12 protein-coding genes and 1 tRNA gene are annotated in these 12,479 nt (G+C 66.6%); 4 read left to right on the top strand and 9 right to left on the bottom strand.

The window, feature by feature from the left end; genetic code table 11:
• Positions 1 to 84 precede the first annotated feature (84 nt).
• Positions 85 to 1,122: an EF-P lysine aminoacylase EpmA gene (gene epmA, locus EV655_RS11715; protein ID WP_132545026.1), complete on the bottom strand. Its 1,038-nt coding sequence runs from the start codon at positions 1,120 to 1,122 to the stop codon at positions 85 to 87.
• Positions 1,123 to 1,222: 100 nt separating this feature from the next.
• On the opposite strand from epmA, the gene efp reads away from it, so the two are divergent.
• Entirely contained in the window at positions 1,223 to 1,789 is a 567-nt protein-coding gene (gene efp / locus EV655_RS11720; RefSeq protein WP_132545028.1) for an elongation factor P, read from the top strand.
• Positions 1,790 to 2,035: 246 nt separating this feature from the next.
• On the opposite strand, the gene EV655_RS11725 is transcribed toward efp, so the two are convergent.
• Together EV655_RS11725 and lon are read right to left on the bottom strand one after the other, a co-directional pair.
• Positions 2,036 to 2,110 (bottom strand) — tRNA-Val (locus EV655_RS11725).
• Positions 2,111 to 2,335: 225 nt separating this feature from the next.
• On the bottom strand, positions 2,336 to 4,747 hold the full coding sequence (lon, locus tag EV655_RS11730; RefSeq protein ID WP_132545030.1) for an endopeptidase La: 2,412 nt from the start codon (positions 4,745 to 4,747) through the stop codon (positions 2,336 to 2,338).
• A 335-nt stretch (positions 4,748 to 5,082) separates the two neighbouring features.
• Here lon and EV655_RS11735 point away from each other — a divergent pair, with 335 nt between their 5' ends.
• Positions 5,083 to 6,141, top strand: coding sequence for a glycerophosphodiester phosphodiesterase family protein (locus EV655_RS11735; protein ID WP_165905335.1), 1,059 nt, complete (start codon positions 5,083 to 5,085; stop codon positions 6,139 to 6,141).
• A gap of 73 nt (positions 6,142 to 6,214) precedes the next feature.
• On the opposite strand, the gene tgt is transcribed toward EV655_RS11735, so the two are convergent.
• Complete coding sequence (tgt, locus tag EV655_RS11740) at positions 6,215 to 7,345, bottom strand: tRNA guanosine(34) transglycosylase Tgt (protein WP_132545034.1); 1,131 nt, start codon at positions 7,343 to 7,345, stop codon at positions 6,215 to 6,217.
• 72 nt (positions 7,346 to 7,417) lie between these two features.
• Between tgt and rimK the strand changes: the two genes are divergently transcribed.
• Entirely contained in the window at positions 7,418 to 8,830 is a 1,413-nt protein-coding gene (rimK, locus tag EV655_RS11745; protein WP_132545036.1) for a 30S ribosomal protein S6--L-glutamate ligase, read from the top strand.
• Here rimK and EV655_RS11750 read toward each other — a convergent pair.
• The 5 genes from EV655_RS11750 to tatA all read right to left on the bottom strand — a co-directional run bounded on the left by EV655_RS11750 (position 8,767) and on the right by tatA (position 11,648).
• The gene (locus EV655_RS11750; protein ID WP_132545038.1) at positions 8,767 to 9,075 is read right to left on the bottom strand and encodes a hypothetical protein; all 309 of its coding nucleotides are present in this window, start codon (positions 9,073 to 9,075) and stop codon (positions 8,767 to 8,769) included. The two genes, rimK and EV655_RS11750, sit on opposite strands and share 64 nt — an antisense overlap.
• Before the next feature lie 157 nt (positions 9,076 to 9,232).
• Positions 9,233 to 10,081, bottom strand: coding sequence for an ATP-binding protein (locus tag EV655_RS11755; RefSeq protein WP_132545040.1), 849 nt, complete (start codon positions 10,079 to 10,081; stop codon positions 9,233 to 9,235).
• A complete protein-coding gene (gene tatC, locus EV655_RS11760; RefSeq protein WP_132545042.1) occupies positions 10,078 to 10,962 on the bottom strand; it encodes a twin-arginine translocase subunit TatC in 885 nt (294 codons plus the stop codon). Before tatC ends, EV655_RS11755 begins: the two co-directional genes overlap by 4 nt.
• Positions 10,959 to 11,411 carry a Sec-independent protein translocase protein TatB gene (gene tatB / locus EV655_RS11765; protein WP_132545043.1) on the bottom strand — a complete coding sequence of 151 codons (453 nt, stop codon included), beginning with the start codon at positions 11,409 to 11,411 and terminating at the stop codon, positions 10,959 to 10,961. The genes tatC and tatB overlap by 4 nt, the downstream gene beginning before the upstream one ends.
• Positions 11,412 to 11,435: 24 nt before the next feature.
• The gene (gene tatA, locus EV655_RS11770) at positions 11,436 to 11,648 is read right to left on the bottom strand and encodes a twin-arginine translocase TatA/TatE family subunit (protein WP_132545045.1); all 213 of its coding nucleotides are present in this window, start codon (positions 11,646 to 11,648) and stop codon (positions 11,436 to 11,438) included.
• A gap of 221 nt (positions 11,649 to 11,869) precedes the next feature.
• Here tatA and EV655_RS11775 point away from each other — a divergent pair, with 221 nt between their 5' ends.
• The gene (locus EV655_RS11775; RefSeq protein WP_132545047.1) at positions 11,870 to 12,250 is read left to right on the top strand and encodes a rhodanese-like domain-containing protein; all 381 of its coding nucleotides are present in this window, start codon (positions 11,870 to 11,872) and stop codon (positions 12,248 to 12,250) included.
• The last annotated feature ends 229 nt before the right edge of the window (positions 12,251 to 12,479 follow it).

Raw genomic sequence — 12,479 nt, forward strand, 5'->3', positions numbered from 1 at the left:
CGCACCCTGGCACCGGCGCGTGAGGGCCCACCTAAGGTCGAGTTCCTCGCTTGCCTTGACCACTCGCGTCGCGAACCGAGCCCGTCACGCGACCGGAACCCAGAGCACATCATCAATGCGCGGCGCGGCGGTGGCCAGCATCACCAGCCGGTCAAAGCCCAGCGCGATGCCAGAGGCGGGCGGCATGAACGCCAGCGCGGCCAGGAAGTCCTCGTCCAGCGGATAGCGCTCGCCATGGACGCGCTGTTTCTCGTCCATCTCGGCCTCGAACCGGCGGCGTTGTTCGTCGGGATCGGTCAACTCGCCGAAGCCGTTGGCCAGTTCCACCCCGCAGGCATAGACCTCGAACCGCTCGGCCTCGCGCGGGTCGTCGGGGCAGGCGCGGGCCAGAGCGGCCTCGGCGGCGGGATATCGGTCCAGGATCGTCACCCGGCCGACGCCCAGATGCGGCTCGACCCGTTCGACCAGCACACGGCTGAAGATGTCGGACCAGGTGTCGTCGGGCGCGATCCTGATCCCGGCGGCGGTGGCCTGCGCGGCCAGCCCGCCGCGGTCGGTGCCGCCATCGGGGTGCAGCGTGGCCAGCAGGTCGATCCCGGCATGGGCCGCGAAGGCCCCGGCCACCGACAGCCGTTCGACCGGCTGGAACGGATCGCACTCTGCCCCTGCATGGCGCAGCACGGGGGAACCGGCCGCCTCGCAGGCGAGGCGCAGCATCGCGGCAACGTCGTCCATCAGCACCGCGTAGTCCTCGTTCGCGCGGTACCATTCCAGCATGGTGAATTCCGGGCTGTGGCGCGGCCCCCGTTCGCGGTTGCGCCAGACATGGGCAAAGGCAGCGATCCGCGTCTCGCCCGCGGCCAGCAGTTTCTTCATGGCGAATTCCGGCGAGGTGTGCAGATACATCCGCCGCGCCACGCCATCATTGCCGATCGTCCGGGTTTCGAAGGCGTGCAGATGCGCCTCGTTACCGGGGCTGACGGCCAGCGCGGGGGGGTCGACCTCGGCAAAGCCCCCGGCCGCCAGCCAGCCGCGGATCGCGGCCTGGATACGATTGCGCGCCAGCAGGACGGGGCGGCGGTCGGCGTGCCGGTCGGGGCTCCACCACGGGGTCTCGGTCAAGGGATGCGCCTTTCGTCTGGAATTTCGCGCGAAGTTCGGCTAGGGCCGGGTCCGATCCGGCGCTTACAGCGCGCAACGACCCTCCACAAGGAAGCCCCACGTGAAAGTCATCGCCTCCTCGCTCCGCAAGGGCAACGTCGTCGAAAAGGATGGCCAGCTCTACGTCGTTCTCAAGGCCGAGAACTTCCACCCCGGCAAGGGCACGCCGACGACATCCGTCGACATGCGCCGGATCTCGGACGGGGTGAAGACCACCGAGCGCTGGAAAACCACCGAGCAGGTGGAAAAGGCCAACGTCGACGAGCGGGAATACGATTTCCTCTACGACGACGGCGAGGGCTATCACTTCATGAACCCGGAGAATTTCGACCAGGTGGTGGCCAGCCCCGACGTTGTGGGCGATGCGGCGGCCTATCTGGAACCGGGGATGCGGGTATTCCTTCAAACCTTCGAGGACAACCCGATCGCGATCGAACTGCCGCAAAAGATCGTGGTCGAGATCACCGAGACCGAGCCGGTGGTCAAGGGCCAGACAGCCTCTTCCAGCTACAAGCCGGCGATGACCAATATCGGCGTGCGGGTCATGGTGCCGCCGCATATCGATGTCGGCACCCGGGTGGTGATCAACACGGCCGACAACACCTATGTGGAGCGGTCAAAGGACTGACGCGGCCCCGGCACGTCGTCGCCGACCATCCCCGGACAACCCGGCCGCCCGCACCACCGGCATGGGGCCGGGCAGGTTCTGAGGGCTTTCCGGCAAGGGCAATACGCCATCGCACCACGAGGTCCAGGTCGCTCCGCGCAGGACCGCCGGGGGCATGACGATTCTGGCCATGCGCCCCCACCTGCACCAGCTGACCAAAGCTTTTGCCTTTTCCGGCAAGGCCTTGGGAAATCAACTGCCGTGGGATGGTGGGTGATGAGAGATTCGAACTCCCGACATCTTCGATGTGAACGAAGCGCTCTACCACTGAGCTAATCACCCGTGGCGCGCTTTCTAGCCGTCCTCCTCCGGCTCCGCAAGGGGGCTATTGACCTTCTTTCCTCCATCCGGCCGCGCCCGCAGGACAGGGGCATCAGGATGCCGGCCTCGGCACACTCCCGATGCCGGATCGCCGCGAAAGACCTGCGCGCCGGCGGGCTGGACCGGACAACGAAAAGGCGCGCCGAGATACGGCGCGCCTTGCATCGACTCCGGCCAAGGACGGCTTTAGTGGGCGATCTGCCCTGCCGCATCCTCGCCCGCGCTTGCCGCCGCCGCCTGGGCAGCGGCCTCCTCGGCCGCCTCGTCCCAGTCAATCGGCTCGGGCGCGCGGACCAGCGCCTGTTTCAGGACGTCGCGCACGTTTGCGACGGGGATGATCGTCAGCCCCTGCTTCACGTTGTCGGGGATCTCGGGCAGGTCCTTCTCGTTCTCCTCGGGAATCAGCACCGTCTTGATGCCGCCCCTCAGCGCCGCCAGCAGCTTTTCCTTGAGCCCGCCGATCGCCAGAACGTTGCCGCGCAGCGTCACCTCACCGGTCATCGCGATGTCCTTGCGGACCGGGATGCCGGTCAGCACCGAGACGATCGAGGTCACCATCGCGATACCCGCGGACGGCCCGTCCTTGGGCGTCGCGCCCTCGGGGACGTGAACGTGGATGTCCCACTTCTCGAACTTCGGCGGCTTGATGCCGAGATCGGGGGCGATCGAGCGCACGAAGCTCGAGGCCGCGTCGATCGACTCCTTCATCACCTCGCCCAGCTTGCCGGTGGTCTTCATCCGGCCCTTGCCCGGCAGTTTCAGCGCCTCGATGGACAGAAGATCGCCGCCGACGCTGGTCCAGGCCAGCCCCGTGACGACGCCCACCTGGTCCTCCTTCTCGGCCAGGCCATAGCGGAACTTCTTGACGCCCAGGAATTCCTCCAGCACGTCCGGCGTGATCGTGACCTTCTCGACTTCTTTCTTGATCAGCTTGGTCACGGCCTTCCGGGCGAGTTTCGCGATTTCGCGTTCGAGGTTCCGCACGCCCGCCTCGCGGGTGTAACGGCGGATCATCTCGGTCAGCGCTGCCTCGGTCAGTTCAAATTCCCTGGGCTTCAGCCCGTGGTTCTTCATCTGCTTGGGCACAAGGTGGCGCAGCGCGATCTCGCGCTTCTCGTCCTCGGTGTAGCCCGCCAGCGTGATGATCTCCATCCGGTCCAGAAGCGGCCCCGGCATGTTGTAGGAGTTCGCGGTGGTCAGGAACATCACGTTCGAGAGGTCGTATTCCACCTCGAGGTAGTGGTCGACGAAGGTCGCGTTCTGTTCGGGGTCCAGCACCTCAAGCATCGCGCTGGCCGGATCACCGCGGAAATCCTGACCCATCTTGTCGATTTCATCCAACAGGATCAGCGGATTGGTGGACTTGGCCTTCTTCATCGCCTGGATGATCTTGCCCGGCATCGAGCCGATATAGGTCCGCCGGTGTCCGCGGATCTCGGATTCGTCACGCACGCCGCCCAGGCTGATGCGGATGAACTCGCGCCCCGTGGCCCGCGCGACCGACTTGCCGAGCGAGGTCTTGCCCACGCCGGGCGGCCCGACGAGGCAGAGGATCGGCCCCTTCAGCTTCTGGCTGCGCTGCTGCACGGCAAGGTATTCGACGATGCGCTCCTTGACCTTTTCCAGCCCGAAATGATCCTCGTCCAGCACCGTCTCGGCGCGGCTCAGATCCTTCTTGACCCGGGTCTTCACGCCCCAGGGCAGCGCCAGCATCCAGTCAAGATAGTTGCGCACGACGGTGGCCTCGGCCGACATCGGCGACATCGACTTCAGCTTCTTGATCTCGGCCTCGGCCTTCTCCTTGGCCTCCTTCGAAAGCTTGGTCCGCGCCACGCGCTCTTCCAGTTCGGCGATCTCGTTCTGGCCGTCGTCGCCATCCCCCAGCTCGCGCTGGATCGCCTTCATCTGTTCGTTGAGGTAGTATTCGCGCTGGGTCCGCTCCATCTGCGACTTGACCCGCGTCTTGATCTTCTTCTCGACCTGCAGGACGGACATCTCGCCCTGCATCAGGCCATAGACCTTCTCCAGCCGGTCAGCGATCACCAGCGTTTCAAGAAGCTCCTGCTTCTGCGCGACCTCGATCCCCAGATGGCCGGCGATCAGGTCGGCCAGCTTGTCGGGGGCACGGGTGACGGAAACGGTGGCCAAGGCCTCTTCGGGGATGTTCTTCTTGATCTTGGCATAGCGCTCGAACTCGGCACCGACCGAGCGAAGCAACGCCTCGACCGTAGGCTCGTCGCCCAGTTCCTCGGCCAGCAGGTCGGCACGCGCCTCGAAGAAGGCATCGTTTTCGAGGAATTCGCTGATCCGCACCCGGGTCTTGCCCTCGACCAGCACCTTGACGGTGCCGTCGGGCAGCTTGAGCAGTTGCAGCACATTGGCCAGAACGCCGGTCCGGTAGATCCCGTCCTTCGTAGGCTCGTCGACCGCGGGGTCGATCTGCGCCGAAAGCAGGATGTGCTTGTCGTCCTGCATCACCTCTTCCAGCGCGCGAACGGATTTCTCGCGCCCGACGAAGAGCGGCACGATCATGTGGGGAAAGACCACGATGTCGCGCAGCGGCAGGACGGGAAAGGCGGTGTTCTGTTGGTCGGTCATGGGCGTTCCCTGATTTGGCAAGAGGACGCTGGCCCCGATCTTCCGGCGGCTCCCGGTCCCCTCCTCTCTGGTTTCAATATCTGGGGGTTGAAACCCCGGATTCAACCAGACTCGTCGGTGACTTCGGCTCAGCATGCCCGTCCCCTCCGCCGGGTGCAAGCGCACAATCGTTGTGCGTATCGACCGTCGATGCGCATCGTCTCCCGCATCCTGCCTCGCGGTCTTCGCAAAAGCTTTGCGCGAGTTTGAACGAACTGTCGCAAGGGATGCCTAATCCGCTGCGTGCGGACGAATTGTTTCGGCCGCCCGGAACTCAACTCTTGCAGGAGACGACCATGACTCGCCCCTTTGCGACTGCCGCGGCCCTTGTCGTGGCGTTGATCGCGCCGGCCCATGCGGCCCCTGTCTACGCGACCCTGTCCGGCGAGGCGCCTCTGGTGATCGCCCATCGCGGCGCCAGCGGCTATCTGCCCGAACATACGCTGGCCGGCTATGAACTGGCCATCAAGATGGGCGCGGATGTGGTCGAGCCCGATCTGCAACAAACAGCGGATGGCGTTCTGGTGGCCATCCACGACGCCACGCTGATCCGCACCACCAATGTCGCGGATCTGTTCGAGCCGCGCAACGGCGGCTACAGGGTGGCCGATTTCACGCTGGCAGAGATCAAGACCCTGACCGCGCTGCCCACGCGTACCGCCAGCACGTCCTATCCCGGCTACACGCCGTCGATGGCCGACCCGTTCAGGGTACCGACCTTCGAAGAGGTGATGGCACTCGTGAAGGCCCATAACCAGGCGACCGGCGACACGGTGGGCATCTATCCCGAGGCGAAGACACCGAACAGCTTTGCGATGAACGCGAAGATCCTGGAACAGATGCAGGCCTACGGTTTCGACGGGTCGGTGCCCAACACCTTCATCCAGACCTTCAGCCACGAAGGCGCGCGGCAATTGGCCGGGATGCAGGATATCCTTGCGATGGACAATGCCATCGCCGCGCTGGGCTATGTCATCAAGACCGGCGATGCCTATGGCGTTTACGATGCCACGACGCAGACGGTCTCGGCGCTGGACGATCTTGCGGGCTTTGCCGATGGCCTGGGCGTGAACCTGGGCTACGACCTTGACGCGGGCTTCATCGAGGCGGCCCATGCGCTGGGGCTGGCGGTCCATGGCTGGACATTCCGTCCGACCACGCCCGAGGCGGCCGAGGCGCAGTTCCTGCCCTGGATCGAGGCCGGGATGGACGGCTTCTTCACCGACTACCCGGCGCTTGCGGTCGGCGCACTCGACGCCCTGGCGCCTTCGCAGGTGCCGTTGCCGGCCGGTCTGCCGCTTCTGGCCGCGGGACTGGGGGCGTTCGCTGTCGTCCGCCGCCGTACCCGCGCCTGAGGGCGGTTTCGGTCACACCGGCAAGGCGTCCCGCCATGCGGGGCGCCCCTTGCCATGGGTGCATGATTCACGCTCAGACCGGCGGAACGTCGCCTTCTTCCCGCAACGCATGGAACCCGGCCTGCCAGGCGGCAAACCGTCCCTCGGCGATCGCCGCGCGCATGCCTGCCATCAACTCCTGATAATAGTGCAGGTTATGCCAGGTCAGCAGCATCGAGGCGATGATCTCCTGGGCGCGAAAGACGTGGTGCAGATAGGCGCGCGAGTAGTTGCGGCAGGCCGGGCAGGTGCAGGCCTCGTCGATGGGGCGCGGGTCATCCTGGTGGCGGGCGTTCTTGATGTTCAGCGCACCGCGCCGGGTGAACACCTGTCCCGTCCGGCCCGAGCGCGTGGGCAACACGCAGTCCATCATGTCGATGCCGCGGGCGACCGCGCCCACGATGTCCTCGGGCTTGCCCACGCCCATCAGGTAGCGCGGCTTCTCCGCAGGCAGGAAGCCCGGCGCATAGTCGAGCACGCCGAACATCGCCGCCTGCCCCTCGCCCACGGCGAGCCCGCCCACCGCGTAGCCGTCAAACCCGATCGCCTTCAGCGCCTCGGCCGATTCCTCGCGCAACTCGCGATTGACGCCGCCCTGCATGATGCCGAACAGCGCATGTCCGGGCCGGTCGCCGAACGCGGCCCTGGACCGCTCGGCCCAGCGCATCGACAGCCGCATCGCGCGCGCCACTTCGTCATCCGAGGCGGGCAGAGCGGGACATTCGTCGAAGCACATCACTATATCGGACCCCAGCAGGCGCTGGATCTCCATCGAGCGTTCCGGCGTCAGTTCGTGCCGCGAGCCGTCGATATGGCTCTTGAAGGTGACCCCATGCTCGGTCAGCTTCCGCAGCCCCGCAAGGCTCATCACCTGGAACCCGCCCGAATCCGTCAGGATCGGCCGCTCCCAGTGCATGAAGCGATGCAGCCCCCCCAGCCGCGCCACGCGCTCGGCCCCGGGGCGCAGCATCAGGTGATAGGTGTTGCCCAGCAGGATGTCCGCCCCGGTGGCCGCGACGCTTTCGGGCAGCATCGCCTTGACCGTTCCGGCGGTGCCAACCGGCATGAAGGCGGGCGTGCGGATCGCGCCCCGCGGCGTCGCGATCACGCCGGTTCGCGCCGCGCCGTCGATTGCCGTAACATCAAAGTTGAACGCCGCCGTCATATCTGGTCTCGCATCGCCGGGCCGAAGACGCGTTCTTAGGCGATTCTGGAAAAATGCCAAGGAGGCGCCCGCATGATCACCGGCACCGCGCTTGCCGAGCCCCTGTTCCGCCTAGGCTGGGAGGAATGGGTCGCCCTGCCCGGTCTTGGCCTGCCTGCGATGAAGGCGAAGGTGGACACCGGCGCGCGCACTTCGGCGCTGCACGCCTTCGATATCGAACCTTTCGGCCCCGCCTCGCGGCCCAAGGTGCGATTCGCCGTGCACCCGATCCCGGGGCGCGAGGATTTGTCGATCCCCTGCTCGGCCGAGATCGTCGACCGGCGCGAGGTCACCTCGTCGAACGGCGATTCCGAGTGGCGCTTCGTGATCCGGGCCGAGATCGAGGTGGGCGACCGGCGCTGGCCGATCGAACTGACGCTGACCCACCGGGGCGGCATGGCCTACCGGATGCTGCTGGGCCGGCAGGCGCTGGGCGAGGATGTGGTGGTCAGCCCGGGCGAAAGCTTCTGCCAGCCGCGGCTGTCCTATGACGTGTACCACACATCCGAGATGCGCCAGGTTGCCCCGGCGCGCGTGCTGCGGATCGCCGTCCTCAGCCGAGAACCGCACACCTATTCCACCTCGCGGCTGGTGGCCGAGGGCGAGGCGCGCGGCCATGTGGTCGAGGTGATCGACACCGCGCGCTGCTACATGGCACTGGATGCGCTGGCGCCAGAGGTGCATTACGACGGCACGCGCCTGCCCCGCTATGACGCGATCATCCCGCGGATCGGGGCCTCGGTCACCTCTTACGGCACCGCGGTGATCCGCCAGTTCGAGACGGTCGGCACCTATTGCGTGAACGGCTCGGACGGGATCACGGCCAGCCGCGACAAGCTGCACGCCCACCAGATCCTGGCGCGCCACCGGATCGGGATGCCGACGACCGCCTTCGCCGCCTCGCCCAAGGACACGAACAACCTGATCTCGCTGGTGGGCGGTGCGCCGCTGATCGTGAAGCTGCTGGAATCGACGCAGGGCAAGGGCGTCGTGCTGGCCGAGACCAAGAAGGCCGCGGAATCGGTGATCTCTGCCTTTCGCGGGCTCAAGGCGTCCTTTCTGGTGCAGCACTTCATCAAGGAGGCAGCGGGCGAGGACATCCGCTGCCTTGTCGTCGGATCGAAGGTGGTCGCCGCGATGAAGCGCACGGGTGCCGAAGGCGATTTCCGGTCGAACCTGCACCAGGGCGGCCATGCCGACGCGGTGCGGATCACCCGTGCCGAGCGCGAGATCGCCGTGAAGGCGGCGCGCGCCTTCCGGTTGAACCTTGCGGGCGTGGACCTGTTGCGGTCCTCGGACGGGCCGAAGGTGCTGGAGGTGAACTCCTCGCCCGGGCTGGAGGGGATCGAGAAGGCTTCGGGGAAGAACATCGCGGGACTGCTCTACGACGAGATCGAGAAGCGGGTGCGGCCGCTGCCGGTGCCGAAGGGACGGCGGCGGAAATAGGCCAGGCGCCACTCGGGCGGGATCGGCGTCAAGTCCGGTGCGGATCCTTGGGTTTCGCCTTGGTTTGCGCCAAGGCGAAGCTCCGAGCCCTCACTGACGAAATCCGCGCCGGAGACCAGCCAGTCATCCGCGCCAGGATCGACCGGATGACGTTCATTGACCTGGCCGAGGAAGTCGCCAGGCCACTCCCACCAGACCGCCGCGTCGGCCGGTCCGCAATCAATGCCTGGTGGCGGAAAAACCATCCGAGGCAGTCCGGACACCTGGGGCCGCTTCCGGTATCAAACCGACTGAACCACAGGGATCAAACCGACTGAACACTAACAACCCGCCGGGGGCTCTGCCCCCGGACCCCCGGAGTATTTTCACCAAGAAGAAGACAGGGCACCCGCCCTGCGCCGGTCAGCCCGGGGCGAGCCGCACGCCCCGGCGCGCGGCGAGGTCGGTGAAGAACTGCCAGGCGACGCGGCCCGAGCGGGCGCCGCGGGTGGCCTGCCACTCGATCGCCTCGGCGCGCAGGCGGGTTTCGTCGATCTCGACCCCCCAGGCCGCGCAGTAGCCCCGGATCATCGACAGGTACTCGTCCTGGCTGCAGGGGTGGAAGCCAAGCCAGAGGCCGAACCGGTCCGACAGCGAGACCTTCTCCTCGGTCGCCTCGGACGGGCTGATCGCGGTCGAGCGTTCGTTCTCGATCATGTCGCGCGGCATCAGGTGGCGCCGGTTCGAGGTGGCGTAGAACACCACGTTTTCGGGGCGCCCCTCGATCCCGCCATCCAGCACCGCCTTGAGCGACTTGTAATGCTGGTCGTCATGGGAAAACGACAGGTCGTCGCAGAACAGCACGAACCGTTCGGCCGCGCCGCGCAGCAGGGTCAGCAGCCGTCCGATCGAAGGCAGGTCCTCGCGCTGGACCTCGACGATCTTCAGCGCGTGGCCCTCGGCCACCACGGCTGCATGCACCGCCTTGACCAGGCTCGACTTGCCCATGCCCCGCGCGCCCCACAACAGCGCATTGTTCGCAGGCAGCCCGCAGGCGAAATGGCGGGTGTTCTGCAACAGCGTGTCGCGCGCCCGGTCGATCCCCTGGAGGAGCGTCAGGTCCACCCGGTTGACCTCGGCCACCGGCGCCAGATGGTCGGGCGCGACATGCCAGACGAAAGCCTCGGCCCCCGAGAAATCCGGGGCGCTGGCCGGCGCCGGGCTGATCCGCTCCAGCGCCTCGGCGATGCGCCTCAGGTCGTCCCCGCTCACGGGCGCGCATCCTCGCCCTGGTCGAATTCCTTCATCAGCGGGTCGTCCGCCTCGTCGTCCTCGAACCACAGACCCTGCTCGCGCAGATCCTTTTCGCGCTTCTTCTCGCCCCGGCGGACCAACAGGATAGAGATCTCGTAAAGCCCGTAGACCACAGCGAAAAGGATCACCTGGGTGATGACATCGGGCGGCGTGACCAGCGCGGCCAGCACCAGGATCGCGACGACGGCATATTTCCGCACCGACCCCAGCCCCGCCGCCGAGACCAGCCCCGCCTTGCCCATCAGCGTCAGCAGCACCGGCAACTGGAAGCACAGCCCGAAGGCGAGCACGAACTTTATGGTCAGCGACAGGTATTCCTGCACCGAGCCGTGGAAGGTGATGCCCGCCGTCTGCGAGGCCACCTCCTCGCCCTCGGCCGCAAGCGAGCCGACCTGCTGGAAGCCGAGGAAAAAGTCGAAGGCCAGCGGCGTGACCACGTAATAGGCGAACGCGGCCCCGAGAAAGAACATGAAGGGCGAGGCGATCAGAAAGGGCAGGAAGGCCGATTTCTCGGACCGGTAAAGGCCCGGCGCCACGAACCGCCACATCTGGTAGGCGATGAACGGGAACGACAGCGCAAGCCCCCCCACCAGCGAGATCTGGATCGCGACGAAGAAGCCTTCCTGCAGCTTGATGAGATAGAGCCCGCAATCCTGCCCGCGGTCGGCCAGCGCGCCGCAGATCGGATCGGTCAGGAAGTTGAAAATCGGGTTCCAGACGGTGAAGCAGATCACCATCCCCACGATGAAGGCCGACACCGAATAGATCAGCCTTGTGCGCAGTTCCGCCAGATGCTCGATCAGCGGGGCAGAGCTGTCTTCGATCTCGTCGCTGGTCATGCGTCGCTCTTGGTCTCGGGCGCCGGGGCGGCCGCCTCGGCCTCGGCCCGGGCGGCGCGTTCCGCGTCAAGCCGGGCCTGGCCCTTATCTTCCATCGCCCTCCTGACCTTGTCGGCCTGGGCCTGGCGTTCTTCGGTCATCTCGGCAGCCGGCGGGGGCGGCGCGGGGCGCTTCGGATCCCATTTCTCGAATTTCTCGGCCGCCTCGTTCAGCTTGTCGAGGCCCATCTTGCGCGGGTTCGCGGCGTCCTTCAGATCGTTGGCCATGTCCTTGACGCCCGCCTGGTCGGCCGCGTCGTCCATCGCGCGCTGAAACTCGCGCGCCATGTTGCGTGCCTTGGCCGTGAACCGGCCCAGCGTGCGGAACATGCCCGGCAGGTCCTTGGGGCCCACCACGATCAGCGCCACGATGCCGATCAGAAGAAGTTCGGTCCAGCCGAGGTCGAACATGGGCTCACGCGCAGGACAGGCGCGTCACGCCTTGTCCTTCTCCTGCTCGGGGGTGACGTCGCGCGCGCTTTCCAGGTTCCTGGACGCCTCTTCCGTCTCTTCCTTGACGCCCTTCTTGAAGGCGGTGATGCCCTTGCCGACCTCGCCCATCAACGACGAGATCTTGCCGCGGCCGAAAAGCACCAGCACGACGACGGCGATCAGCAGAAGGCCGGGAAGGCCGATATTGTTCAGCATGGGTCTCTCCCTTCGGACGGGCGCCGTACCGCGCGCCCCGCTTGGAATTCTGTCTGACACATCTATTGAGTCTTGTGCCCGGATCAAAGACCCATTCCGCAGGGGTTCCGCGATTATTTGCCTCTTCCGGGCGGCGGCGGGGGCCTTGCGGCGTCACGGGAATCGCACGCACTCTCGTCACGATGGGTCCGGGCACCCCGCAGATTCAAGGAGAACCAACGATGCATACCGAGGACGTGAACGGCAAGACGCTGGAACACTGGGACATCAACGATCTGCAACAGGGCATGGCCGAGGGCCGCGTGGTGCTGATCGACGTGCGCACGCCGCAGGAATACATGTTCGAGTATATCCGCGGTTCGCTGCTGTTGCCGATGGCGGCCTACGACCCGTCCTTCCTGCCGCAAGAGGGTGACAAGCGGATCGTGTTCCATTGCGGCTCGGGAGTGCGCTCGCGCAAGGTGGCCGAGTCGTATCTGGCGGCCGGCCACGACCGGGCGGCGCATCTTCAGGGCGGCTTCGCGGCGTGGAAGACCGCGCACAAGCCCTATATCGGCACCGACATGGCCTCGGGCGCTCCGGTGGCGGTGCATAACGGGTAACGGCCGCACGCCTTACCCTCTCGCCCGCCGCACGAGCCGCAAGATGTCACCGCGCGGCCTTGCGCTTCTTCTTGGCGCAAGTACTCCGGGGGGTCCGGGGGGCAGAGCCCCCCGGCCGGGGGGGGGGGGGGGGGCCCCCCCCGCCCCCCCCCCCCCCCCCCCCGGCCCCCCCCCCCCCCCCCCCCCCCCCCCCCCCCCACCCCCCGCCCCGCCCCCCGCCCCCCCCCAC

It is taken from the genome of Rhodovulum euryhalinum (assembly GCF_004342445.1).
Taxonomy (GTDB): Bacteria; Pseudomonadota; Alphaproteobacteria; order Rhodobacterales; family Rhodobacteraceae; genus Rhodovulum; species Rhodovulum euryhalinum.

Excerpts from the sequence above, each read along its gene's own strand:
- EV655_RS11750 (WP_132545038.1), bottom strand. The coding sequence starts at position 9,075 with ATGGTTTTTCCGCCACCAGGCATTGATTGCGGACCGGCCGACGCGGCG.
- tatB (WP_132545043.1), bottom strand. The coding sequence starts at position 11,411 with ATGTTCGACCTCGGCTGGACCGAACTTCTTCTGATCGGCATCGTGGCG.
- lon (WP_132545030.1), bottom strand. The coding sequence starts at position 4,747 with ATGACCGACCAACAGAACACCGCCTTTCCCGTCCTGCCGCTGCGCGAC.
- tgt (WP_132545034.1), bottom strand. The coding sequence starts at position 7,345 with ATGACGGCGGCGTTCAACTTTGATGTTACGGCAATCGACGGCGCGGCG.
- tatA (WP_132545045.1), bottom strand. The coding sequence starts at position 11,648 with ATGCTGAACAATATCGGCCTTCCCGGCCTTCTGCTGATCGCCGTCGTC.
- EV655_RS11735 (WP_165905335.1), top strand. The coding sequence starts at position 5,083 with ATGACTCGCCCCTTTGCGACTGCCGCGGCCCTTGTCGTGGCGTTGATC.
- tatC (WP_132545042.1), bottom strand. The coding sequence starts at position 10,962 with ATGACCAGCGACGAGATCGAAGACAGCTCTGCCCCGCTGATCGAGCAT.
- rimK (WP_132545036.1), top strand. The coding sequence starts at position 7,418 with ATGATCACCGGCACCGCGCTTGCCGAGCCCCTGTTCCGCCTAGGCTGG.
- EV655_RS11775 (WP_132545047.1), top strand. The coding sequence starts at position 11,870 with ATGCATACCGAGGACGTGAACGGCAAGACGCTGGAACACTGGGACATC.